The 26,515-nt window shown below is 33.8% G+C and carries 23 protein-coding genes; 8 read left to right on the plus strand and 15 right to left on the minus strand.

Annotation, left to right across the window (positions count from 1 at the left end; all coding sequences use genetic code 11):
* The first annotated feature begins 133 nt into the window (after positions 1–133).
* Positions 134–1,330: an ATP-binding protein gene (locus ABJD27_RS02610; protein WP_348171496.1), complete on the plus strand. Its 1,197-nt coding sequence runs from the start codon at positions 134–136 to the stop codon at positions 1,328–1,330.
* A 30-nt stretch (positions 1,331–1,360) separates the two neighbouring features.
* On the opposite strand, the gene ABJD27_RS02615 is transcribed toward ABJD27_RS02610, so the two are convergent.
* Positions 1,361–1,936, minus strand: coding sequence for a GNAT family N-acetyltransferase (locus tag ABJD27_RS02615; protein WP_348171493.1), 576 nt, complete (start codon positions 1,934–1,936; stop codon positions 1,361–1,363).
* A gap of 32 nt (positions 1,937–1,968) precedes the next feature.
* On the opposite strand from ABJD27_RS02615, the gene ABJD27_RS02620 reads away from it, so the two are divergent.
* From ABJD27_RS02620 to ABJD27_RS02640, 5 genes are all read left to right on the plus strand, one after another.
* A complete protein-coding gene (locus ABJD27_RS02620; protein WP_348171490.1) occupies positions 1,969–2,391 on the plus strand; it encodes a hotdog fold thioesterase in 423 nt (140 codons plus the stop codon).
* Positions 2,391–3,512: a chorismate-binding protein gene (locus tag ABJD27_RS02625; protein ID WP_348171487.1), complete on the plus strand. Its 1,122-nt coding sequence runs from the start codon at positions 2,391–2,393 to the stop codon at positions 3,510–3,512. Before ABJD27_RS02620 ends, ABJD27_RS02625 begins: the two co-directional genes overlap by 1 nt.
* Before the next feature lie 48 nt (positions 3,513–3,560).
* Positions 3,561–5,279: a 2-succinyl-5-enolpyruvyl-6-hydroxy-3-cyclohexene-1-carboxylic-acid synthase gene (gene menD, locus ABJD27_RS02630; RefSeq protein WP_348171484.1), complete on the plus strand. Its 1,719-nt coding sequence runs from the start codon at positions 3,561–3,563 to the stop codon at positions 5,277–5,279.
* Positions 5,280–5,358: 79 nt separating this feature from the next.
* Complete coding sequence (locus ABJD27_RS02635) at positions 5,359–5,700, plus strand: DUF2853 family protein (RefSeq protein WP_348171481.1); 342 nt, start codon at positions 5,359–5,361, stop codon at positions 5,698–5,700.
* A 104-nt stretch (positions 5,701–5,804) separates the two neighbouring features.
* A complete protein-coding gene (locus ABJD27_RS02640; protein WP_348171478.1) occupies positions 5,805–6,638 on the plus strand; it encodes a S1-like domain-containing RNA-binding protein in 834 nt (277 codons plus the stop codon).
* Positions 6,639–6,643: 5 nt separating this feature from the next.
* Here ABJD27_RS02640 and ABJD27_RS02645 read toward each other — a convergent pair whose 3' ends face one another.
* The 3 genes from ABJD27_RS02645 to ABJD27_RS02655 all read right to left on the minus strand — a co-directional run bounded on the left by ABJD27_RS02645 (position 6,644) and on the right by ABJD27_RS02655 (position 8,816).
* Positions 6,644–7,072 (minus strand): hypothetical protein, encoded by a 429-nt coding sequence (locus ABJD27_RS02645; protein ID WP_348171475.1) that lies wholly within the window; start codon positions 7,070–7,072, stop codon positions 6,644–6,646.
* A 53-nt stretch (positions 7,073–7,125) separates the two neighbouring features.
* Positions 7,126–7,539 carry a hypothetical protein gene (locus ABJD27_RS02650; RefSeq protein ID WP_348171472.1) on the minus strand — a complete coding sequence of 138 codons (414 nt, stop codon included), beginning with the start codon at positions 7,537–7,539 and terminating at the stop codon, positions 7,126–7,128.
* 143 nt (positions 7,540–7,682) lie between these two features.
* Entirely contained in the window at positions 7,683–8,816 is a 1,134-nt protein-coding gene (locus ABJD27_RS02655; protein ID WP_348171469.1) for a C1 family peptidase, read from the minus strand.
* Between the two features lie 46 nt (positions 8,817–8,862).
* Here ABJD27_RS02655 and ABJD27_RS02660 point away from each other — a divergent pair, with 46 nt between their 5' ends.
* Complete coding sequence (locus ABJD27_RS02660) at positions 8,863–9,702, plus strand: 1,4-dihydroxy-2-naphthoyl-CoA synthase (RefSeq protein WP_348171466.1); 840 nt, start codon at positions 8,863–8,865, stop codon at positions 9,700–9,702.
* Between the two features lie 12 nt (positions 9,703–9,714).
* Here ABJD27_RS02660 and ABJD27_RS02665 read toward each other — a convergent pair whose 3' ends face one another.
* The 11 genes from ABJD27_RS02665 to ABJD27_RS02715 form a co-directional block, all read right to left on the minus strand.
* Positions 9,715–10,599: a hypothetical protein gene (locus tag ABJD27_RS02665; RefSeq protein WP_348171463.1), complete on the minus strand. Its 885-nt coding sequence runs from the start codon at positions 10,597–10,599 to the stop codon at positions 9,715–9,717.
* Between the two features lie 35 nt (positions 10,600–10,634).
* Positions 10,635–12,074: an MBOAT family O-acyltransferase gene (locus ABJD27_RS02670; protein ID WP_348171460.1), complete on the minus strand. Its 1,440-nt coding sequence runs from the start codon at positions 12,072–12,074 to the stop codon at positions 10,635–10,637.
* Positions 12,075–12,200: 126 nt separating this feature from the next.
* Positions 12,201–13,607, minus strand: coding sequence for a hypothetical protein (locus ABJD27_RS02675; protein WP_348171457.1), 1,407 nt, complete (start codon positions 13,605–13,607; stop codon positions 12,201–12,203).
* 422 nt (positions 13,608–14,029) lie between these two features.
* Entirely contained in the window at positions 14,030–15,688 is a 1,659-nt protein-coding gene (locus tag ABJD27_RS02680) for a T9SS type A sorting domain-containing protein (protein WP_348171455.1), read from the minus strand.
* A 110-nt stretch (positions 15,689–15,798) separates the two neighbouring features.
* Positions 15,799–17,937, minus strand: a complete 2,139-nt coding sequence (gene scpA / locus ABJD27_RS02685) for a methylmalonyl-CoA mutase (protein WP_348171452.1) — start codon at positions 17,935–17,937, stop codon at positions 15,799–15,801.
* Positions 17,938–17,948: 11 nt separating this feature from the next.
* Positions 17,949–18,515 (minus strand): hypothetical protein, encoded by a 567-nt coding sequence (locus tag ABJD27_RS02690; RefSeq protein WP_348171449.1) that lies wholly within the window; start codon positions 18,513–18,515, stop codon positions 17,949–17,951.
* Positions 18,516–18,535: 20 nt separating this feature from the next.
* Positions 18,536–19,903, minus strand: coding sequence for a methylmalonyl-CoA mutase subunit beta (locus tag ABJD27_RS02695; protein WP_348171448.1), 1,368 nt, complete (start codon positions 19,901–19,903; stop codon positions 18,536–18,538).
* Positions 19,890–20,222 carry a septum formation initiator family protein gene (locus ABJD27_RS02700; protein WP_348171445.1) on the minus strand — a complete coding sequence of 111 codons (333 nt, stop codon included), beginning with the start codon at positions 20,220–20,222 and terminating at the stop codon, positions 19,890–19,892. Before ABJD27_RS02700 ends, ABJD27_RS02695 begins: the two co-directional genes overlap by 14 nt.
* Positions 20,223–20,243: 21 nt before the next feature.
* The gene (gene udk, locus ABJD27_RS02705) at positions 20,244–20,852 is read right to left on the minus strand and encodes a uridine kinase (RefSeq protein ID WP_348171442.1); all 609 of its coding nucleotides are present in this window, start codon (positions 20,850–20,852) and stop codon (positions 20,244–20,246) included.
* 68 nt (positions 20,853–20,920) lie between these two features.
* Complete coding sequence (locus tag ABJD27_RS02710; protein WP_348171439.1) at positions 20,921–21,814, minus strand: DUF4249 family protein; 894 nt, start codon at positions 21,812–21,814, stop codon at positions 20,921–20,923.
* A gap of 73 nt (positions 21,815–21,887) precedes the next feature.
* Complete coding sequence (locus ABJD27_RS02715) at positions 21,888–24,263, minus strand: TonB-dependent receptor (protein ID WP_348171436.1); 2,376 nt, start codon at positions 24,261–24,263, stop codon at positions 21,888–21,890.
* Positions 24,264–24,544: 281 nt separating this feature from the next.
* Here ABJD27_RS02715 and ABJD27_RS02720 point away from each other — a divergent pair, with 281 nt between their 5' ends.
* Positions 24,545–26,506 carry a tetratricopeptide repeat protein gene (locus tag ABJD27_RS02720; protein WP_348171433.1) on the plus strand — a complete coding sequence of 654 codons (1,962 nt, stop codon included), beginning with the start codon at positions 24,545–24,547 and terminating at the stop codon, positions 26,504–26,506.
* Positions 26,507–26,515: the final 9 nt, after the last annotated feature.

Consider the following 26,515-nt stretch of genomic DNA (forward strand, 5'->3'; position numbering starts at 1 on the left):
GAAATCATATAATATCCTTAAACCTCAAAAATAACCTTAATTGATTTCTTTCTAAATAAGAATATATAATTTATTATTGAAATTTGCGTATTATTATTTCGACTATATAGTTGTTTTACAATAAAATGAAGATATGATAGCACCGAGATTTCCTGATAATGAGAGAGAACGATTAGAAGCTGTAAAATCCTATAAATTACTAGATACACTTCCAGAAAAGGATTATGATAATATAACTTCTCTTATTGCAGCAATTTGCGATACTCCTATCTCATTAGTAACGTTACTTGATAAAGAACGTAATTTTTTAAAATCTCATTTAGGAGTACCCTTTAGTGAGTCTCCTCGTACTATTTCTTTTTGTGGTCATGCAATTTTGGAAGATAAAGAAATCTTTGTGATCGAAGATGCAAGAGAAGATGATCGCTTCAGGGATAATCCTCTTGTAAAAGAACATAATGCTATTTTTTATGCAGGAGTTCCTCTCGTAAATGATGATAATTACTCGTTAGGAACATTATGTGTTTATGATACAAAACCTAGAAGGTTAAATGATCATCAAATAAAAGCAATGATTAAGCTGGGAAGCCAAGTAGTAAACTTGTTTGAATTGCATAAAAAGAATAGCCTACTTCTTCAGAGTCAAGAACAATTAGAAGAACGAAATAAGCAATTAAAAGATTTTGCAGGAATTGTTTCTCATGATTTGAAATCCCCGCTGGCTACTATTACTTCATTAGTATATCTATTAAAAGAAGAGTATGGTTCGGTTTTTAATGAAGAAGGAAATCAATATGTAGCATATATAGAAGAATCTTCTGATGCCCTCCGAGATTATATAGACGGAATGCTTAACTATTATAAGAGTGATAAGATTTTACAACATTCTAAAGAAGAAGTAAAACTACAAAATATCTATCGTCAGATAGATGCTATTATGTTTGTGGATCGTGCGGAGTTTAAACATCCAGAGATAGATACTTCTGTTTTTATTAATAAAACAGCGATTGTTCAGATATTTATGAATCTTATAGGGAATGCATTAAAATATAATCATAGTGAAGTCCCTTATGTAGAAACTACCTTTTCTGAAGATGCGGCTTTTTATTATTTTGCTGTAAAGGATAATGGTATTGGAATAGAGAAAGAAAGACAAGAAACGATCTTTAATCTTTTTAATAGGAGTGATCATAAAGATCGCCAAGGAAATACAGGATCTGGAATAGGGCTAGCCGTTGTAAAAAAACTTATTCATAAACTTGGAGGAGAAATTATATTAAAATCTGCTGTAGGGCAAGGATCTATCTTTAGCTTTACGATTAAGAAATAGGTTGTTTTTGAATTAAAGAACAAACGTTTTTTATTTTATATCTTTAAAAATAGTGGCTTTAATTGTAGGCCATTCGTCTTTTAAAATACCGTAACAGGCAGAGCTGCGTCTAAAATCTCCTTTGGTAATGATGTTTTTACGTAGGATACCTTCTAGAATACCTCCAATTTTCTCAACAGCACGTCTAGAACGCATATTACGCTCATCTATACGAAACTCTACTTTCTCATAATATAGTTTTTCAAAAGCATAACTGAGCATTAAGTATTTTATGTGGTGGTTGAGTCCGCTTCCGCGAAAATCATCTCCTAACCACGTCCATCCTATATGAACTACTTTGTTATGTTTGTCAATATTACCAAAACGAGTACTTCCTGCAAAGTGATTTGATTTTTTGTCATAAATAATAAATGGAAGGGCAAGACCTTGTTCTTTTTTTGCAAAAGCTTCCTTCATATATCCTTTAAGTTTTTTAGGAGTAGATATGTCAGACGATCCGTATTGATATAAATCAACTTCTTTAGAAAGAGGTAATAAATCCCGATAATGATGTGACTCAAGAGGTAATAGTTTTGCACGTTCATTTTGTAAGGTCTTTGCTCTCATAAATTGTATCTTCGTTGTATAAAAATACGGTAATGAATTTGACTAAAGAACAAATCCTTGCACAACTTGCAGATAGCTGTAAAAACACCTTAATGGAAACGCTGGAGATCCAGTATGTTGACTTTGGGGATGATTATGTTGTTGCTCAAATGCCAGTTACTCCTAGAGTACATCAACCAGATGGCGTCTTGCATGGAGGTGCTATGGTTGCCCTTGCAGAGAGTGTAGGAAGTGCCGCGAGTTTTATGTTTCTAGATGGAGAAAATATGTATGTGCGTGGTATAGAGATCTCTGCAAATCACTTAAAGAGTAAACGAGATGGAATGGTGTATGCAAAAGCTACTTTTATACACAAAGGACGTACTACCCAACTTTGGAATATTGATGTGGTTGATGAAGAAAACACCTTAATCTCAAAAGTAAAACTCACTACCATAGCTTTGCCTAAAAAATAATGACAAACACTTCTTTTTTTGAACATATAACAAATCAGTTTGATGATGTGTTGCCATTTGTTGCTTACAGAAAGCCTGGAGAGTCACATTTATATGGCTTTTATCAAGAAACAGATGTGGTGCATTATCTTGAAAATTTTGAAGAATCTGGTTTTGCATTTGCCCCTTTTGATGAATGTCAAAAAGGAATTCTTATTCCAGAAACATATGCTATACAATGTGAATACATAGCAACAGATTCTTCAGAAACAGTACAAGAATTTATACTTCCAAAAGAAGATCAAACCGATAAGGAAATACATATTTCTTTGGTTCAAAGTGGAATTGATGAAATACTAGAGAATGGGTTAAAGAAGGTTGTGCTTTCGCGAAAGCGTACTTTTCCTAATACCTTGACAGCTCCAATAACTATTTTTAAGAAGTTATTACAGACCTATGCCAATGCATTTGTTTATATATGGTATCATCCTAAGGTTGGTTTGTGGCTAGGAGCAACTCCAGAAACATTACTTTCTGTTAAAAATAAGAGGGTATATACGATGTCCCTTGCCGGAACTCAGAAGTATACAAATGCCTCAAATATCATTTGGGGGACCAAAGAAATAGAAGAACAACAACTAGTGACAGATACGATTGTATCTCGTTTAGAACCTTTGGTACAAGAAATTATTGTGGGTACTGTAGAAAATCATCAGGCGGGTAGTTTATTACACTTAAAAACAGCAATCTCTGCAAAGTTTGATGAGACTAAAGTAACATTGCAATCTATTATTAAAGCCTTACATCCTACACCAGCGGTATGTGGATTACCAGTAGATGATGCCAAAGCATTTATTCTGGAAAACGAACATTATGATCGTTCTTTTTACACAGGGTTTTTAGGAGAGCTTAATATCACAAGAGAGACAACAAGGTCAAGAACTCGACGTAATGTAGAAAATCTTGCGTATCGTAGTGTAAAAAAGAGTACACATCTTTTTGTGAATTTGCGATGTATGGAACGTACAGCTGCAGGTACACATGTATATGTAGGTGGTGGTATTACAGCTGCAAGTATTCCAGATGCAGAGTGGGAAGAAACGGTGCATAAATTAGGAACCATGGGGAAAGTGTTGTTTTAAGATATATAGCTGAATTATCCTTAGAGTATTGTATTTTTACAACGACACATGAAGCATTCTAAAATACCAGTTGCACAATCTATCGTTAGCCTTTGTCTTAGTAAAGGAATAACTCAAGTTGTTATTTCTCCAGGCTCTCGTAATGCCCCATTAACTATTGAGTTTACCAAAAACCCTGAGATAAAAGCATATAGTCTTGTAGACGAAAGATGTGCTGCTTTTTTTGGATTAGGAATTGCACAACAAACCAGAAAACCAGTTGCATTGGTTTGTACTTCAGGGAGCGCATTACTTAATTATTATCCAGCTATAGCTGAAGCTTTTTATAGTGACATCCCTCTTATTGTTATAAGCGCAGATCGTCCTGTAGAACGCATCGATATAGGAGATGGACAAACAATAAGACAGAAAAATGTGTTTGAAAATCACATCATGTATTCTGCAAATTTATACTCAGAGATAGTTCCTGTAGAAACGATTACAGATAAACATCTATTGCAGAAGATAGGGGAGAGTAGACGTCATAATGAACAGGAAATTAATAAAGCACTTAACAAGGCTATAGAACAGAGTGGTCCTGTGCATATTAATGTTCCTTTTTATGAACCCTTATATGAAATGGTTTCAGAAAAAACAGTAACTCCAATTCAAGTTGCTCCACATCCTATTGAACAAGAAATTAGTGAAGAAGAGATGCAACCTTTTGTAGATATCTGGAATACTGCAGAGCGTAAGATGATTATTGTAGGAGTCAACCCACCTCATGCTATAGATCAGGAAGTTATAGACGTATTGGGAAATGACCCTTCTGTGATTGTTTTTTCAGAAACGACATCAAATATAAGTCATCCTGACTTTTTTACTAGGATTGATAATATGATAGGTGCATTAGATGATGAAGGTTTTAAAATGCTACAACCTGACATTTTACTTACGTTTGGAGGTATGGTAATATCAAAAAAGATAAAAGCTTTTTTACGTAATTATCAACCTAAAAATCACTGGCATGTAGATGTGAAAAAGGCATATGACACTTATTTTTGTTTAAATAAACATTTTGAACTTACTCCAAGTTCGTTTTTTACCTGTTTTATTCCTAAGCTGTCTCAAGGAAAAGGAAATTATAAAGAATACTGGTTATCTATAAGAACAAAGCGTTATCAGTTACATAAAACCTATATTGAACAAATGCCTTGGTGTGATTTTAAGGCATTTGACCATATGCTTTCTGTCATCCCAGATGGTTCTATGTTACAAATTGGAAATAGTAGTGCAGTACGTTATGCACAACTTTTTGATCTTAATAAAACACTAGATGTTTATTGTAATAGAGGAACTAGCGGTATAGATGGGAGTACAAGTACCGCTATAGGAGCTGCAGTCGCTACACAGAAACCTACGACATTTATTACAGGAGATTTAAGCTTCTTTTATGATAGTAATGCATTATGGAATATGTATATACCTACTAATTTTAAAATCATAGTTATTAATAATAATGGAGGAGGTATTTTTAGGATACTCCCAAATAGAGATAAAAACACCAATGGTTTTGACACTTTTTTTGAAACAACGCATCAATTAACAGCCAAAGAGCTTTGTGTGATGTATGGATTAAAATATCTGAAAGCTGTAAATGAAGAAGAATGTGCAATTATAAAAAATGAATTATATGCATCAGATGAACAACCTACGCTTCTAGAAGTCTTTACACCGCGTAAAATTAACGATGAAGTGCTTTTAAACTACTTTAAACATATCAAATAAAAAAATATTGGATAAGTATTAGAAAATATTTTATCTTTAAGTGCAATAATATTTTAAACCAACAAGTAATTTTATCATTATGAGCAAAAGAGACGATCTCATCGCAAAGTATGCAGATGATTTAAAAAACAAATGTGGAATGACTCCTGATATGGATCTTCTTACAAAAGTAACTATAGGTTGTGGCCCATCTATATATAATGCAGATGCCGCTACAGTATCTGGGAGTGATGAGAGTGAACTAGCTACAGTTAAAAATAATTTTTTAATAAAGAAATTAGGATTAAGTGATGGATCAGCATTAGATAGCGGTCTTGCGAGCGTTCTTGATACTTACGGAAAATCAAACCGTAATAAATATCGTGCAGTTGTTTATTATATGCTTACAAAGCATTTTAATAAAGAATCTGTATATAATTAAAATGGACTAGCTTAACTAACCAATCCATTTTTTAAAAACGCTTTGACGATAGTCAAAGCGTTTTTTTGTATAAGTAATTGTATTTTTGCACCTTATTATAAGATATGCTAGAGATAGGACAATACCATAGAATGAGAATAGATAGAGAGACAGAACCTGGTCTTTTTTTATCTAATGAAGCCGGTGATGATGTATTATTACCTAATAAATATGTTCCAGAAGAATATAAGATATGGGATGAATTAGATGTATATGTCTACCTTGATCATGAAGAACGCCCTGTAGCCACAACATTAAAGCCTTTTATAGAACGTAATAGTTTTGGTTATTTGAGATGTACTACTGTGTCAAATATTGGTGCCTTTTTAGATTGGGGACTTGAAAAAGAACTCTTTGTTCCTTTTGCACAACAAGCCAGACCAATGAAAGTAGGGAGTTGGTATATTGTATATATGTACTTAGATGAAAAAACAAATCGACTTGCAGCGACAAGTAAGACGATAAAATATCTCTCTAATGATGATCTTACAATTAAAAAATTTGATAAAGTCAACCTGTTGATTTCTCATATAACAGATAGAGGAGCAAATGCCATTGTAAATTCAAAACATAAAGGGCTTATTTATAAGGAAGATATTTTTGAAGATATACGTACAGGAGATCAATTAGAAGGATGGGTAAAAAAGATACGTCCTGATGGAAAAATTGATATTGTACTACAAGAAGAGGGATATAAAAGTATAGAACCTAATGCTCAATTTATATTTGAAGAACTAGGAGCAAATGATGGATTCTTACCATTACATGATAAGTCTGCGCCAGAAGATATCCAGTCACAACTAGGACTGAGTAAAAAGAGCTTTAAAAAAGCGATAGGAACATTATATAAAGATCAAAAAATTCTTATTAAAGAAGATGGAATTCACCTTATAGACTAGGTTTTTCAATTTTGAGCCCTAGCAGCATATACAGCAGCACAATATGCAGCATATATGTTGCCACCAGATGAAGGTTTATATGCAATGTTTTTTACACCATTAATCGCGCCATCATCTCCAAAAGCATACATGTCATTTTCACTTAAAGGTGCAATATTTACAATGGGATTTTTAGTATTTCTGTTACTGAAATTACTTCTTACTGCATAGATAAAAGATCGGCTTGTATTATATATTTCTTGTCGTGATCTAGAGTCAAACCTTTTTAATCGGGTAGGTACATCTTCGTTTATAAGATCGTAGGATAATAAACTTCTAGTTGTATTTGTAAGTGTAAGAGCTTTAATCTCAAAACCCGTAGTTTCAAAATCTAAGCCTTGTCCAAAGCTCACAAAAGGAAGAAAAACTAAAAGCAAAAAATACAATCTTTTCATAGCGTGATATTTTAAGAGCAATCTAGTAAATAATCACAATAATCAGACCATACTTAACACACTTTTGTTAAAACTCCTGTTAAGTAAACAACAGCATTTTCTAGAGAGTCACATAAAATAGCATGACAATTATTGAGTTGTTTCTCAAATTTAAATGTATTCTTACTAGCTTCATCATATGCGACAACTGCAGACGGATACATTTTTTGAGCTAGGACATTTGCTTTCATAAAATCAGTAACTTTTACAGTGTACTGATGAATTCTATTTGAAATATATCCGAAATTATGTTTATTCTTACTGTATAGATTAAGATAATGGTATACCTCTACGATACAATCAAAATCTAAAATAATCCCTTCATTAAACTCTGAAACTATGAAGTTATCAAATACATAGAGAGTTCCCTTTTTTAAATTATGAACTTTCTTTACCTCCGTGCTTATAATTGACTCTGTTAAATACATACCCCTAGATATTTATAGAGTACAAAGATAATCCCTCTTTATTTTGCTATGCGCGCATAGCAAAATAAAACAACATGAATCGTTTAAGTGGTTATTTTGCTCGATGAAATAAGCATTATGAAGCAATTTTGATCAATTGTTGGTTATAATTTAATTTTTTTTGCAATCGATTTTGATAGTGCATCTTTATGCATAAGCACAGAAATTGACTTTAAACGCATATATGAAACACTCATATATATGTATCCATCATATTTTGTACGGTTAGTATCTGTACCCCAAGAATTTTTAACTTTATAGTAGATGTTACCATACTGATCTTTTGCTTTACCAGTGATATGCATTAAGTGATCATCTGTCGTATTAAAGTTTTCAAACTCATCTTGACGGTATTGTTGAGTAATCATTTTTTCTTTTTCAGGACCTAATACAGCTAACTTTGCATTTTCACTTTGTTTAGGGATGACAGCAACTCCTTGTTTTGATGAAAATGATAGTTCGCTTACATCACAATCTAAAGTGAGTGTAAAACCTTTATCTAAGGCATCGTCTATACTTTGCATAAAGGCGTCTAGTGGTAGATTGTAAAATGATCCGTTTGAAAAATTATCTGGTATATTTAATATAAATGAATCATAAAACGGTGCTTGTATAAATGAAGTAAGCGATACATAATTATCAGGATGTATCTTCATTGCACTCGCAAAACTTTGCGGAGTATATTCTTTAGAATTATATGAAAATTGCGTTAACTGTTCTCCTAAGTATATATCTAGTACAGCATTTACTGCAGGTTTCCACTTTTTACTAAGGGTACGTCCAGGATTCTCTATATAAGTGTCTAGCATTGCTTGTATCACAGCAACCATCTCTGCATGGTTGTGTCTATTTTCTGTAGGAGCAAGCCCAGAATATGCATCTACAGGTACAAGGCCAAATCGACTTACACTATTAATAACATCATGAGCAAGCCCACCTTCACTAAATTGTGCCTTCCCTTGTCGCATCACATAATTTTCTGACTTTATGGGATACGTATTACGTACAGTATACATTTCTGAGAGATCTACTTTTTTGCCAGTGAGGCGTTCAATCTCACTTTCGAGAAAGGACGAGGTAGAGAAGCTCCAACAAGTTCCAGTATTTCCTTGACTAATCACAGGAGTAGCTTCAAGATTAATTAGATCTGTAAATATATAGGGGGCATTTGTTTCTTGGGCTAATACCGCTTTCGCGAAAGCAAAAAAAACAACAATACAAAAGGTCAACTTTTTCATGTCTAAAAATCTAATAAAGGTTTATTTTTACGCTAAAATAGTATTTATGGAGAGTTCAGATTGGAAAATAGCCAAAGAATATACAGATATCACGTATAAAAAAAGGAATGGAGTGGCTAGGATCGCGTTTAATAGACCTGATGTACGCAATGCATTCCGCCCAAAAACGACAAGTGAATTATACGATGCTTTTTATGACGCAAACGAAGACACTTCTATAGGAGTTGTCCTGTTATCTGCCGAAGGCCCTTCTTCTAAAGATGGCGTATATAGCTTTTGTAGTGGAGGAGATCAAAAAGCTCGTGGTAAAGAAGGATACGTAGGTGATGATGGATATCATAGACTTAATATCCTTGAGGTACAACGATTAATTCGTTTTATGCCTAAAGCTGTGATTGCTGTAGTTCCTGGATGGGCAGTAGGAGGTGGACATAGTTTACACGTGGTATGTGATCTTACATTGGCTAGTAAAGAACATGCTATTTTTAAACAAACAGATGCAGATGTAACCAGTTTTGATGGAGGATATGGCTCTGCGTACCTCGCAAAAATGGTGGGGCAGAAAAAAGCTCGAGAAATTTTCTTTTTAGGGCGTAATTATTCTGCTCAAGAAGCTTATGAGATGGGAATGGTGAATGCCGTAATTCCTCATGATGAGTTAGAAGATACGGCATACGAATGGGCTCAAGAAATTCTTGCAAAATCTCCTATATCTATCAAAATGCTCAAATTTGCAATGAATCTTACCGATGATGGTATGGTAGGACAACAAGTATTTGCAGGAGAAGCAACGCGACTTGCATATATGACAGATGAAGCTATAGAAGGAAGAAATGCATTCTTGGAAAAACGCAAGCCTAATTTTGATAAAAAATGGATTCCTTAAAGATATAGAAAGCTATTCTATTATTTTATTGAGACGTTTTGTAAATTTTTTTGCCCCTTGCGTGCTTAAATGATTATTATCTCTACGATCTTTTATAGAGTAATCATTATTTGTATCTAGATCAATGTGTTGTATCGTATATTTTGATTTGATCAATGATAGAATACTATCTTTTCTATGGAGTACTTCGGGAATTCTTTGTTGTTTAAAAAGCACTGTTGTAGGAGTTTCTAGAAGTATCACCTTATAATTTTGCTGTGAGCAATAGTTTAATATTGCTTCTAGTCTTTCTATATTCTCAGGAATAAATGCAGGATTTTCCTGTAAAGGTGTTATAGGGACGGGGCTTTTTGCAATAGAGAGACTATCGTATTTTAATTTATAAAAAGCAGAAGTACTCACATCCCTGTTATACCCATACTCATTACAGTCTACTGTATTTTTTCCATTTCTGTGACTGTTTATTTTTGTAGAATAGTAATTTGGAAAACTGATGTATAGAAAGTTGTCTTTAAAGTAAGTGAACTTTTCTGATATGGTTGCCCCAAAATAGTGACGATACATGCTGTTTTTCCATGTTTCTTTTTGATTTGGTGCTGTTTCAAAATGACCATAAGAAATAGGGACAATAACAGTTTTTAAGGATGTGAGTGTTGGCCCTATTTGTTCTAATAGTTTAGAACTTACATAATAGTCTTGATCAGGATACGCAAGATTTAATGCTTTTTGGGATAAAAATTCAGGATTGATGGCATCTCTATTTTGAGATGCACCTAAGATTAATATCTCAATATTATTTTGATGTTTTTTATAAAAAGCAGATTTTGCTTTTGGAGAAAGAGGTAAGTTACGAGTATAGTTCTCAAGAATAGCATAGCCTATGATTACTGGAATCAAGAAAATGCATGTATGTATGAGAAATTTTTTAATCATTAAAATTGAAAATAAATAAATTCTTCTTGAGGGCGTCCATATCTAATGATTGCAAATATCAAGAAATAATAAATTCCCCATCGCACTATTTTTGGAAATACACCTTCTAAGTTTGTAAATGGATGTGTGTATCGCTTTCTCCAAACCTCTGCCACAATCATAATAATTAGAAATATAATCTTTTTACCAATGATGAGATTAAAATTATAGAAAGCAACGTTTTGAGTAATGATCTCTTTTAACATCACAATTGCTTTCTCTAGTGTGCTTGCGCGAAAGAAAATCAAGGACACTACCAAAAATGTCACTGTATAAAACTTGGACCAGAATACACCCGTTTCTAACCATTGGTGCAATTTCATTTTTTTGCCTTTACGAGTGATGGTTGTTCCTTCTATGATAATAAGAACTCCGTGTAATAATCCAAAAGCAAGATATGTCCAATCTGCACCATGCCATAAACCTATAAGCCCCATGGTGAGTAGGAGCCCTACTATTTTCTTAGATTGTTTGGATAAAAAACCTAGCGTATTTCCTTTTACAAAAGGAACATATACATAGTCTTGAAACCATTTTGATAAGGTGATATGCCACCTACGCCAGAAACCAGTAACACTATTTGCTAGATACGGAAGCTTAAAATTAGTGCTTAAGTCAAACCCAAAGAGTTTAGCTGTTCCTATCGCAATATCTGAATACCCAGAAAAATCGGCATATAACTGGAATAAGAATAAGAATGCTCCATATATAATGGTGAGTGATCCATAGCTTTCTGGATGATTGTAAATTGCAAATACAGCAACCCCAATATTATCGGCAACGACTATCTTTTTAAAGAGCCCCCATAATACTTGTCTTAAGCCATCTTTTGCTTTATCATAGCCAAAAGTGCGTTGTTTGCTAAATTGAGGTAATAACTTACTAGCACGTTCTATTGGTCCTGCTACTAATTGAGGGAAGAAACTCACAAAACATAAGAACTTTAAGAGGTCTTGAGAAGGAGGTATTTTTTTACGATATACATCCATAGTATATCCTATGGTTTGGAATGTATAAAAACTAAGCCCTACAGGAATGATAATATCCAGTGTGGTAAACGTATTTTCTGGAATCTCAAAAAGTGTTTTTAAATTGTCTAAAAAGAAATTGTAATACTTAAATACAAATAGAACACCGAGATTCCAACTAAGACTACTGTATAACCAGAGTCGTTTTCTTTGTTTGGTTTGTGCTTTACTTATGTATTTACCAGCATAAAAGTCTACTAGTGAACTCGCAAAAATAAGCAATAAGAATCGCCAGTCCCAAACCCCATAAAAGAAATAACTCGCAATAAGCAGTACTAGGTTTTGACCTTGTATGCGCTTACGTCCTACTACCCAATATAGGATAAAGACGATGGGTAAGAAAAGCCCAAAATCAAAAGAGTTAAATAGCACTGGTTTGTTAGAGTTTGCTAGCGAAGATAAAAAATAGAATGAGAATGTTAACTCCTTCTAAAAAAAGATCAAAAAAATAACGGCTACCCTTGGATAGCCGTTATTATATAATTTATATGAAATATATTAGTTTCCTGATATTGTTACATTATCTATGGCGACATCTTCGTTAGTTAAATCTAAGTTTTCAACAAGTATACGGATACTTACTGTAGGATTGCCTCCAGTAGCAAATTCAGGTGCAAACTCTTGAAAAACATTTGTTATTTCAGTACCATCACCATTTCCACTTCCATCAGTATCTATTCTAGGAGCAGAGTTATCACCATTAATTGTTGATTGTATAGAAAGAATGGTTGTCCAACCTGTATTGTTAAAGGAGTATTGAACAAATACAGCTGAGTTAGCATCCCATCTCTCAGATCCATCAGCATTACTTTCTGCAAAATTAGCGGCAACAGTAATATTAGAAAATGAGCTTACAGGTATATCCTCCCAACGTAATTCAATAGTACGCGGTCTCGAATTTCCATCATCCATATCTTCAACGCCAAAATGGTTGTTGCCAATAGATGCAATATCAGCTTCAGCAGGTCCATTTAAAGGAACAATATGTACATAATCATTTCCTCCATCGTGAAATAAAGAGCCTTGCTCTACAGAAAATGTAAGTGTGTTATCTTCAAAATCTTCAAATCTTAATTGCGTAAGCGGTGGTGCACAATCTCCAGAACTAGCGCTAGTAAAAGCACCTCCTACAGTCCCTATAGTATTAGATGCCCAAGACCAAGTTCCAGATACTGTAGAACAATCACTAGGTCCAGTAGCGCCATTATCAAATGTATGTGTACCTGACCAGGTTACAGGACCACCGCCTGGATTAAATGCTGTACCAGTTATTCCAGCAACAGTTCCACTATTTAAGTTACAAGTTGTTTGACTTCCATTAACGACACATCCAGATTGTGTACCTACTCCGTTGTAAGTAGTTCCTCCAAGTGTTGTTTGTGTTGTTATCGCCGTATTGCCAGTAGAAGGAATAAGAAGGTTAAATGTTTCTGAAGCAGTATTATCTAAAGGAGCTGGACACATTGTACACGTATATGCTCCTACAACAGGGCTTAATGGAGCTCTTTCTGTACTTTGTCCTACTAAAATAGAGCTCTCAGCACCTCTAAAGGTAACAGCATCTACTTCCATAATTTCTTCTTCTTCTCCAGTAGTCATTGTAAAAGAAAGATCATTTGAATTAAATGAGATTTCTTTTCTGTTTCCTAAATCTGTGATTTGATCTGTAAAGATGCTTATCACCTCCCCAGTAGATAAGGTAAGGTTACCAGTCGCATATCGGTTGTCTTCAGAAAGCTCTACATCTAGTGTTCCTCTGGTTTGTCCGTCTAAGGTTGTGAATACTCCTTTGTAGTTTTCTAAAACTACTTCAAGGTTTGACCCTTCATCAAGTGTTGTGTTTTCTTCTGTACTACAAGCTACACATAGCATCGTAGCAAAAGCTAATACGAATAATTTTTTCATGAGATAATTGTAAATAGGTTAATAGTTTCAAGTGCTAAAGTACTCATTATTTGTTTATTGCTCTATTTATACCACATTATGGAGTCATTATTTCTTTCATTCTATAGGGGAGAAATAACTACTTAAGGTAATGTGCTGGCCTATAAGAGCTTAGTTGTAATAAGGTGTTGTTTAATTAATAGGCATACAATACCTAATGATTTTCTCATTATAACTATATGACAAAAGTAATATGCAATAGGTAAAAAAAAACAGGTAATACTACCTGTTTTTTTGAAATCATTGTTTTTGTAAGAACCTAGTTGCTTGATAGAATTCTATTTACATTTTTAAAATGTAAAAACCATTTATAAATTATTTACTATAATACTTATCATAGATTAAAGTTAATCAATAAGCTCATTTTATATATAATGGAGGTTTTAATTCACTAATAGTTTTAGTTGACTACTACCTGAGGCATCTATGATGTTTAAAAAGTAGACACCAGCTGCTAAATTCTGATGAATTGTTATTTGAGAGTTAGGATGTGTATATGTAGTCTCTAACACTTTTTGACCCGTTGCATTATATCCTATTACTTGTACTTTAGGATACTCAAAAGATGAGTTAAGGGAAATTTGGATATCCTTATTTACAGGATTTTTCACAAGTTTGTATCGCTCAATAATAGATGTATCGTTTATTGATAATGAGGTCTGACGTATTTCATCAAGTGCAAATTCAACATTTTCAATTGTTGTCTGTACATGACTTTCGTTTGTTTGCGCAATAAATGTGTTTACAAATGGTGAGTTGTGAATACCACCTATATCAGGAATGGCAAACCAATCGTTTTCATTCTCTATGGCAAGTGAACTTATTGTTGGTATAAAAGAAAACTCATCTTGTTCAATAGCTTCTATAAAGGTTACTATGATTGGATTTGTATTACCGTCACCACCAAGAGCATCTGAAAAACTTGATGTTCCACCAGGCGCACTATCAACACCATCTGTAACATCAAAAGATTCGGCAATTGTTGTGTATTGACTTACTGGTACGCCAACTAAAAATGTCTCTATATCTGTTACCGTATTGGTTGCTGAAGCAAGAGGGGTAAATCGTAAATTTATATCTGTTGTAATTCCTGCAGCTACTTCTATAGTAGTGTCTACAATTTGCATATCTGGTAAGCCAGTTGTTGTGCCTTGTCCACTACCATTAATCATAGCAACATTGCGAACCAATTCTGGAAAACCAAGAAGATCCAGTTCTTCTTGAAATGCATCTCTAAAATTAGGAGCACCTTCAGGAAGTAATTTTGTAGGGTCTTGCTCAACACTATCATCAAGTAAATGTGCTTGTATATGGTCAACAAGCATTTCTTTGGCTGCTGGAGAATTAAACACGCCTTCGATAATAGCTTGTGCCGTTTCATCGGCTAAAGTCTCTGCCAGATAATTGATAAGGTATTGCATGCTTATAGGAATATTTGCTCCTTTGTGTGGAGCATCAAATGATATAAATAACCTAGTTTCATGCGTCATATTATTTGCTTCCATGTATGATAATGCATATTGACTTATAAGTCCTCCCATACTTGGCCCAAAAACAACAAGCTCTTCATCACCTACTTTTTCTGCATTTAAAAAATCAATGAGTTCTATAAGAACCATGGCATTACGTTGTATATAGTCACTTCCTCCATCTATTGGATTTCCATCAGTCATATATTGAGGAGCATTAAGTACTACAACATCAAAACCTTCAGAGCGTAAAATATCACCTAGGTTTTGTCCATCAAAATTCAGTGTGTTATAAATCCCATCTATAGTACGTGTATCACCAGGGTCAAAGCCATCCAATATAATAATAGGTTTGTCCAAAACACCATCAATTTGATCTACAAACAATTCATATTCTCCTTCTCCAAAATATGCTTGATCTTCTTCATATCCTTGATACGCTATAGATGCTACAATAGTTGTAGGTACTACATTTCTAGTATCGATAGGTGTATTATCTGTTTTTTGAAAGGAACTTTGTCCAAAGACTGTTACTCCACAAAAAGATAAAATGAGTACGTATATGTATTTCATAATAAAGGATTTTTTTAAAATGGTATCACAATGTATGTCCAGATATTAAATTCATGATTTAGTTATTCTGAAAAAATGAATCAATAATCAATAATCAATAGAATAAAAAATTACTCTTCAAATTTTGTGTGTAATATACCTAACAATCCAATAGCAGCTTCACTTATTTTTGTTCCAGGTCCAAAAACAGCTACAGCACCAGCATCAAATAAGAACTGATAGTCTTGTTGAGGAATCACACCACCTACAATAACCATAATATCGGGACGTCCTAGTTTTGTGAGTTCTTCAATCACTTTTGGGACTAATGTTTTATGTCCAGCAGCAAGGGAGGATACACCTAAGATATGTACATCATTTTCCATAGCTTGTTTTGCAGCTTCCTTAGGAGTTTGGAAAAGGGGTCCTATATCTACATCAAAACCTATATCTGCATATCCAGTGGCGACTACTTTTGCACCACGATCATGGCCATCTTGTCCCATTTTTGCAATCATAATACGCGGGCGACGTCCATCTAACTCGGCAAATTGATTTGCTAGTTCTTGCGCTTTCGCGAAAGCGGGATCCTTTTTAATTTCTTTACTATACACGCCATTAAATGATTTTATCGTCGCTTTATGCCTGCCGTATACTTCTTCTAGTGCATCAGAGATTTCACCAAGAGTAGCACGTTCACGTGCAGCGATTACTGCCAAAGCTAATAAATTATTTGTACCTGATCGAGCAGCCTCGGTTAAGTCCGAAAGTGCTGTCGTTACTTTTTCTGTATCTCGTTGTGCTTTTATTGAGGCAAGACGTGCGAGTTGTCCATCACGTACCTTTGTGTTATCTACTTCAAGAATGTCAAGAAACTCTTCTTCTGTAGGGCGGTATTTATTTACTCCTACAATAATATCTTGTCCGCTATCAATACGAGCCTGTTTGCGAGCAGCAGCTTCTTCTATACGTAACTTAGGAATCCCAGCTTCTATAGCTTTGGTCATACCACCAAGCTCTTCTACTTCTTCAATAAGTGCCCAAGCTTTATGTGCAATAGCATCGGTAAGGGATTCTACATAATAACTTCCAGCCCATGGATCTACGGTACGCGTGATCTCTGTTTCTGTCTGAAGGTATATTTGTGTATTACGAGCAATACGTGCAGAAAAGTCTGTGGGTAATGCAATTGCTTCATCTAGTGCATTGGTATGTAAGCTTTGTGTTCCTCCAAAAGCAGCTGCGGTTGCTTCAATACATGTACGTGCGACATTATTAAAAGGATCTTGCTCTGTAAGACTCCACCCACTAGTTTGACAATGCGTTCTTAATGCTAACGATTTTGGATTTTTAGGATTGAATTGTGCAACTAGTTTTGACCAAAGCATGCGAGCAGCACGCATTTTTGCGATTTCCATAAAATGATTCATCCCTATCGCCCAGAAAAATGAAAGTCGAGGGGCAAATGTATCTATATCCATACCAGCTTTAAGCCCTGTACGGATGTATTCTAATCCATCGGCTAGGGTGTATGCAAGTTCGATATCGCAAGTAGCACCTGCTTCTTGCATATGATATCCAGATATAGAAATAGAATTGAACTTAGGCATCTCCTTTGAGGTGTACTCAAATATATCTGAAATAATACGCATAGAAGGAGTGGGCGGGTAGATGTATGTATTACGCACCATAAACTCTTTCAAAATATCATTTTGAATGGTTCCCGATAGTTTCTCTGGTAAGACTCCTTGTTCTTCGGCAGCAACAATATAAAATGCCATAATGGGTAATACAGCACCATTCATAGTCATAGAGACTGACATTTGATCTAATGGTATTTGATCAAATAATAACTTCATATCTTCTACAGAGTCTATGGCAACTCCAGCTTTTCCTACATCACCTTCAACACGTTCATGGTCACTGTCATACCCACGATGCGTAGCAAGATCAAAAGCAACAGAGAGTCCTTTTTGACCAGCAGTAAGGTTACGGCGATAGAAAGCATTGCTTTCTTCGGCTGTAGAGAATCCTGCATATTGACGTATGGTCCAAGGGCGACGTACATACATAGTACTATATGGGCCTCGTAAATTAGGCGCAATACCTGCCACAAAATCCAAGTGTTCTAAAGAGGTGATGTCTTCCTTAGTATATGATTTTTTAAGATCGATTGTTTCGGCAGTAGCTATTGTTTCATTTGCAACTTCTGCAGTATGAGAAGTAACTAATGTGTCTAATGTAATATGGTCTAACTTTTTTCTAGTCATTAATGGTATTTCTATTCTTGAGATTCTACATTTAAAATCTGTTGGTAATAACCATCTAAGGCGATGTATAAAGCTTGGTAACGATCTTTATCTGCATTACGTCCAAAATTGCGTAAACGTGAATTGAATAATTTTGGGTTCATCGTTTTGGTATTGATAAGTCCATTAAGAGTCGTTCTTAAGTTTTCATCCTTTATATTGTTTACAATACATTGTACAGCGGGATGTTCATAATTAAGATGACTAGGAGATTTATCTATAATAAGAATATTTTCTGCGATAAGCGCATCTATAATAGGTTGTGTATTTGGAGTCGTCATCTCTGCATACTTAGCAGAGCCATCCATACCTCTATAAATAAAATTTCCATAGGCTTTGATTTTGCTTCTATTTACCGAATCATACTTGGTTAATAAGTCGTTTTCAAAGCTATATAAAACTTCGTTTAATAGGGCATTATCTTTTTCAGAACAAGAGATTACTTGTTCTTGATCTGCAAATTTAAAATCGAATTTGGCCTTCTGATTGCAACTCATAATGCTTGTTGCTGCTAGAATTAAAAATGCAATTTTCTTCATGTCTATATTTTTAATTTTAATTATACTTCGGTTTTAAGACGTTCTTGTTCTATAGTTTCGGATAAACGACGTTTTATAATAGGAACGATGCGTGTTTTTCTAGGTTTTATTTTTACAAAAGGATATAATTCTAAATTATCCTTCATCTTATCATTAGGATTAGGATGTTTGTTTGTACCCAAAAGAATTTTTTCTTGATTCTCAAATTGAGTTTGTTCTTTGGAGGCACTCTCTTTTATCTTACGTTGTATGGTTCCTTCTTTGAGTTGTTTTAAAAAACCTCCTTGTTGCTCAATATCTTTAAAAAGAAGTAATGCTTTTTCTGCAAGTTGTTTTGTAATAGCTTCTATATAATAGGTGCCATCTGCCGGATTGCTTACGGCATCAAAGTAACTTTCCTTTTTTAGAATAATGAGTTGATTACGAGAGATGCGTTGTCCAAAATCATTTGCCTTGTGGTAGATATAATCATAAGGCATATTAATGATTGTATCTGCTCCTCCTAAAACTGCACTCATGACTTCTGTTGTCGTACGTAACATATTGGTATTGTAATCGTATATCGTTTTGTTACGGAGCGATGGGCGAGCTATGATGTGGGTTTTTAACGCTTTCGCGAAAGCGTACTCTTGAGATAACACAGCTATTAACTGTCTTAGCGCACGGAGTTTTGCTATTTCAAAGAAATAATTAGATCCTATTGCTACTTGAAAAGTTAAGGTTGGTAAAGAAACTTTCTGTGTCTCGATATGTTGTAAGTATTCATTAGCGTGTGCAAGTCCATAGGCAAGTTGTTGTACCATATTTGCTCCTGCATTCTGGTAGAGGTCTATATCTATAGATAGGGTGTTCTTTTCTTTTTGTAAAATCGTATTAAGAACACGATGATCTTCTTGTAGACTATGATACCAATTCCCATCTTCTGCTAGGTTATGGATGAGATCTAAATTAAGATATATAGTGCGATCTTTTGCTTCTTGAATTAATTCCTTACAAAAGGATTCATCAAGAAATCGTATTCTAAAATGTATCGGGGTTTCCTTTGTAGTAATTGCATCAAAAAGCGTTTTGCAGTTAAAAGGAGCATCGGCTATAAAATATAGTGTTTCCACTCCAGCTTCTATAGCTGTATTTGCTGTAGTCGCGGCAATCTTAGGATCTAAGATAAAAATATCTTCTCCTATATGCCAGAAGGACGGCATTCCCGGCACTTCTGGAAATACAGCGGCATCATCTTTATGATAAAATGGTTTTATATCGATCCCTTCATTACTACTCCAAATTAAGGTGTCATTATATGAATTGCCTTTAAGATCAAACTGTATTTTTTGTTTGAAGGCTTTTGCAGATACGGGATCAAAATCGGTAAAGAGTTTATTTTTTGTCATTCTTTGATATGCTGTCTTCGTATTCTATAATATAAATCTCTTCGTCAGTTTTTTTCATCAGATATTCCTCTCTTGCAAAGCGTTCTATACCCGCGCTGTCTTTTAGTTTTTCTATTTGAGATTGATCTTTTTGAATTTCGCCTTCAAAGTATTCTATGTTTCCTTTTAACTTATCTACATCATCATTAAGTTCTTGATGTATTAACCAAGAATTACCATCAAACCAAAACATCCAGATCATAAAAATGAGAATTATAAGTACATATTTGTTACTTATAATCTTAAACCATTTTTTATTTTTTAATGATTTTAATCCCATAATCACGAAGATACTAAAACACTATGATAAGCGCTCATTTATTATTGTACGTACAATATCTACTGCCACAGTATTATAACGGTTATTTGGGATAATAATATCTGCAAACTCTTTTGTAGGTTCAATAAATTGCTGATGCATCGGTTTTAGTGTGGTTTGATATCGTTGTAAAACTTCTTCTAGATCACGTCCTCGCTCCGTAGTGTCACGTTTTAAACGGCGTATCAAACGCTCATCACTATCTGCGTGTACAAATATTTTAATGTCAAAAAGATCACGTATTACAGGATCTGTAAGGATTAAAATACCTTCGACAACAATTACTTTTTTAGGATGCGTAACTACTGTCTCGTCGGTTCTGTTATGTTCTACAAAAGAATACACGGGTTGCTCAATAGATTCTCCTTTACGTAATTGCGCAAGATGTGTACAAAGGAGTTTAAAATCTATAGAGTTAGGGTGGTCAAAGTTTACTTTGGTACGAGACTCGTAATCAAGATGTGATAAATCTTTATAATATGAATCTTGAGATATAACGGCAACGTCGCCTTGGGGGTTTTCAGCAATGATTTTATTTACGACTGTTGTCTTTCCACTTCCAGTACCGCCTCCTATTCCTATGATGAGCATAAGTTCGTTTATTTTGTGCCAAAGGTAGAAAAAACAAATGCAGGCATCAATAGTGTATGTTTGAAAATTTACTCTATGATAATCGTGTTTTTAAATTCTTGAACAATGGCAAAATAGCCTAATGCAAAATTGTTGGGTCTATCTACATTATCAAAAACATCAATGTTATCTATTCCTTCTGCGTTTAAAATATTTCCTCTTACAGTCGATACAGGAACTTGAAAAGGACCATTATCTCCGAGATCACTTTGAGTAATGAGTTGTTCCATATAGTCATAAAATGGTTCGTCTGCTCCAAGAATACTAATGTTTATTTCTTGTCCTGATTCCAAAGGGAAATCATCTCCTTCATAGAAATAAGAGAATTCAAAGTTTTGGCCTGGAAAGAAAGTGTCTTCTACGGTTAGGAATTCTCCAAAATCAAAATCAAAGACATAAAAATCCTCTCTATCTGGTGCATCTGTAAAAGTTATAATAACCTCTGTGTCATCATCATCAAATAATGTATTGTCTCCTTGTACGATATTATCTATTGGAGTCGTGGGGCTAAAAGAGGTTCTTGCTAGATATAATTCATCTTGGTAGGTGATACTAAAAATATAAATGGGATCTGGATTTATGAGAAAGTCTGTAAGGATCATGTTATCTATGACAGGAGATACCGTTGTGGGAAATGGACGATATAATCCTGGTTCGCCAGGTACAGGCTCATAAGGTACAAAAGCACCTGTTTCTTCATTTTGAATTTGCATGCTTTCTATTTCGGCAGGTTGAATCTCGCCAAAAAAAGAAGAGGTTAAAGAGACTCTTATGTTTGCTTCTGTTACGTTTTGTGAGGTGTCAACGCGTATGAGGGCATCGACTACTAGACGAGGTGGCTCTGGATCTAAGTCTACATCTACAACATCTTCACAGCTAGTGAAGAAAATAGCTAAGAGTAGGATATATAGTATGTTTTTCATAATCTTATGTATATGATGTATGATACGCTCCTGTCTACCGTCAGGCAGATTCGCGAAAGCGTATTCATTATTTTTAAAATTTAAAATTATAAGTAACCGATGGTATGATTCCAAAAATGGAAGTACGAACAGCTTCATTAACTCTCGTTTCTTGATTTTGCCTAAAATTAATAGAGGCAGCATTTTTTCTGCTGTATAAATTATAGATGCTAAATACCCATTCTGAACGCCATCTTCTGTCTTTATTTTGTTTTGGTGTAAGTGTTGCAGATACATCTATACGATGAAAATCTGGGAGTCGTTGTTCATTCCTAAAGCCATACGTAGGAATCACAAGACCTTGAAATTCAAATTGCCCAACAGGGAAGTTGGTAGGTTGTCCTGTCTGATAAATAAAATTTGCTCCAAAACGCCATTTCTTACTCATTTCATAATTTGCATTTATAGATATGTCATGGGTTTTGTCATAAGGTGTATTATACCATTGTCCTAGATTAATCCCTACCTCATTTTCATTCCTTCCAGGAGTACGTTGTTCTGATTTTGATAAAGTATACGCTAACCATCCTGTAAACTTTCCTTCATTTTTCCTGAATAATACTTCAAGCCCATAGGCTCTAGCTTCTCCATTGAGGATTACTTGTTCTATAGCGTCATTTGCTATAAGGTTTGCACCATCTATATAATCTATACGATTGTCTATATCTTTATAAAATACTTCAGTTTCTAGCGTGTATTCATTTTCTTTAAAATTCTTAAAATACCCTATAGCATACTGATCTGATATTTGCGGATCTATAAATTGACCGCTAGGAGTCCATACATCAAGTGGTGTAGGAGAACTTGTATTAGACAATAAGTGAATGTATTGTGCCATATGCGTGTAACTCGCTTTTATAGAAGTGTTATCATTAAAAGCATATGACAATGCAAATCGAGGTTCTAGTGTATTAAACGTAGCTAGTTTGTCACTACGACTAAAAGAGGTGTCTACATTATTAATCTCGGCTCCTTGATATAATAATAAGAAGGGATCAAAAAGAACTGGGTTATCATCTGTATATACATTTACTTCGTCTTGACCCAGACGGATAAAATTACTCCAACGCACTCCATATTGAATGTTTAACTTGTCTGTGATTTTATGTTCAATATCAATATAGGCTGCAAATTCATTTGCAAATTGTTTTGTGAGTTGATCTTCTACAATGCCAGATTCAGGACTATTGGGTTCTATTTTTCCTGGGTTAAATGCATAGTATACATTATTAATCCCATAGTTAACTTGAATCTTATCATTGAGGTAATGTTTTAAATCATATTTGAGGTTTAGATTGGTAATCCCAGAATCCCAATTAAAGCCAACAAAATCTAATTCAAGACCATATGAATAGTCACTATAGATTAGGGATAGGTTAGAAAAGAGCTTGTCAGAAAAAAGATGTGTCCATCTAAAATTACCTACAGCATTTCCATAATTATTAGAAAAACTATCACTGATAGTAAAATCATCTTTTCCAAAATAACCAGAGAGATAAACACTGTTATTGTCATTTATTTTATAGTTGAGTTTTGTGTTGAGGTCAAAGAAAGAAGCACGGTTATCTATATCAAATAATGGTAAGAATAAATGTGCATATGAAGAACGCCCACCTATTAAAAAAGCACCTTTATCTTTCTTGATAGGTCCTTCTAATAATAACCTGCTAGAAATAAGACCAATGCCTCCGTTTGCTTTAAATTGTTTACTATTTCCTTCTTTTTGATAAATATCCAACACAGAAGATACTCTTCCTCCAAATCGAGCAGGAATTCCTCCTTTATATAATTTTAGATCCTTAATGGCATCGGGATTAAATACAGAAAATAAGCCAAATAAATGTGATGAGTTAAAGATGATCGCTTCATCAAGTAAAATAAGATTTTGATCTGCAGCGCCACCTCGTACATTAAAACCAGATGCGGCCTCTCCGGCACTAGTGACTCCTGGTAATAGTAATATAGATTTTATAACATCTGCTTCTCCTAGTACAACAGGGATTCTTTTTATGGTTTCGGCAGTTAGAGAGTTTACACTCATCTGTGGTTTTCTGATATTGACACGCTCTACTTTTTCTTCTATGATAACCTCGTCTAATGATTCTGTAGAGAGTGATAATTGTATGTCTTTACGTATATCTCTGTCTAATACAATAGTTTCTGTAATCTCTGTATATCCTAAATAGCTTATGATGATTTGATAGGTGCCTTCTGGTAGTGTAATAGAGTAAAATCCATAGGAATTTGTAGCAACTCCGTTTGATGTTTCGGGAAATAAAATATTGACTCCTATTAAGGTTTCATTACTAGCACTGTCTGATATGGTACCGTTAAGAGTGAATTTTTCTTGACAAAATGAAGTGTAGAATCCTAAGCAAAATAGTAGTACAAAAAGAAAGCTTTTTTTCATAAAAAAGGATTTGTAGTAAATCTAATGTCAATTTTTGAAATGGGGTGTTAAAAATGTAAAAACCTTATATCTATAATAGGAATGATTTTAATTTCGTATGTCATAAATGTATTTGAAATTATTAAAGAATGTAACTATTACAAAATCAAATAATGTTTAGTACGCTTTCGCGAAAGCGATCTCAGAGACATTATCAAATTCTCATTCATAACCATCAAATTCTCATTTACTATATCTCAATAAAAAACGGAACCTTATATTCGTTAGGTAATACTTGTTCCATGAAATTAATAGTAAAACTTTATTTTATTGTAATTCTTTCTTTTGTAACACAAGCACAGAATAGTGTCTTGGATAGTTTACAGCTTGAGATTAAAAATGCATCAAACGATATAGATAAAACGACCTTATATAATGAGATCTCAAATGAGTATAAATACAGTGACCCAGATAAGGTATTAGAATATGGTACAAAAGCCTTGGAATTATCTCAAAAGAATGGTTATCAAATAGAAGAAGGTATTGCATATCTTAATATTGGAACGGCGTATATTATTTTGGGCGATTATCAAAAGGCCTTAGATCATTTTGTTTGGGCAAAAGCTATTTTTGAAGGGATGACCCCTTCTGATGCTTCAAAAGAAAAGGTTGATCAAGGTATTGCACGGACTTACGGAAGTATGGGAATTGTTTTTTCTGAGCAAAGTAATTATGCAAAAGCATTGCAATATTATCTTAAATCTGCAACGATCTATGAAGCATTGAAAGATGAGGGTCAAAGTTCCAAAATATATAATAATATAGGGGTTGTTTATAAGTCACAATCATTAGATAATAAGGCGTTAACTTATTTTATAAAATCTCAAGAAATTCAAAAAAAAATGCAAAGCCCTAATATTGGAATTACACAGACCAATATTGCAAATATCTACTTTAAACAAAAGAATTTAGATAAAGCGTTTGAGTATTATACAGCTGCAAAAAATAGTATAGATACCTATCCAAATCCAAGAGCTTTAGGAGAATGGCATAATAATATTGGAGAATATTATAATTCTAGAGATCATAATGATCTGGCCGTAGAAAATTGGGAAAAAGCTATTGTTGCTTTTGAGAGTATTAATGACAAGTTTGGACTAGCAGATACCTATATTTATTTAGGACAGTTTTATTTAACTCAAAAACAAGAAGTGCCTGCTCTAAAAATGGTAAATAAAGCATTAGATCTGGCTAATGAGATTGATGTATTGGAGCAAAAATCTGTTTCAGAAAAATTACTGAGTACTATCTATGCGCAAAGTGGTAATGATGGCTTGGCGTTAGAACATTATAAAAAGCATAGTGCTATAAAAGACAGTTTACTTAAAGAAAATGATATTCGTAAATCAATAGAAGCTTCTATGAATTATGAATTTGAAAAGAAAGAATTACTTCAGAAAGAAGAAAATAAAAAGAGAGAATTCCTTTTAAAGGAAGAGGCTAAGAATTCAAAAACAAAACTAGCTTTTGGAGCTTTAATAGCATTGTTATTATTTGGAATTGGTTTCTTGATTTATAATAGAAACCAACTTAAAAAGACACTCACACTTCAAAAAGAATTAGCAGAGTATGAGCAAAAAGCATTGCATTTGCAAATGAATCCTCATTTTGTATTTAATTGTCTGGGATCTATTTCTAGTTTTATTGTACAGAACGGAACAGACTCAGCTATAAAGTATTTGTCTAAATTTTCAAAGCTTATGCGATTGACATTAGAGTATTCTAAAGAATCCTTGATACCAATAGATAAAGAGATTGAGAGTTTACAAAACTACTTGGAATTAGAACAGCTTAGGTTTAATAATAAATTTGACTTTACCATTGTAAAAAGTAAAGACATAGAAGATGATGTAGCACTACCTCCTTTGTTAATACAGCCTTTTATAGAAAATGCCATCATACACGGAGTAATCCCTAAAAAAGAAAAAGGAACCATTCATATTGATTTCTCGTTGACAAATCAATCATTAACTTGTGTAATTCTAGATAATGGGGTAGGTATTAATCAATCTAAAAAAAATAAAGAAAACCTAGTACTTGCTCATAAATCTATGGCTTTAGATATTATTAAGAAACGTTTAGATATGATTTCTGAATCTACAGCAAAAAAAGCAACCATTGTTATTGAAGAAGTAATTAATAATACAGAAATAACAGGAACAAGAGTAGTATTACAGCTTCCTTTACAATATTTACACGAATAATAAATCTTC

The sequence above is a fragment of the Dokdonia sp. genome, from assembly GCF_039945015.1.
Classification (GTDB): Bacteria; Bacteroidota; Bacteroidia; order Flavobacteriales; family Flavobacteriaceae; genus Dokdonia.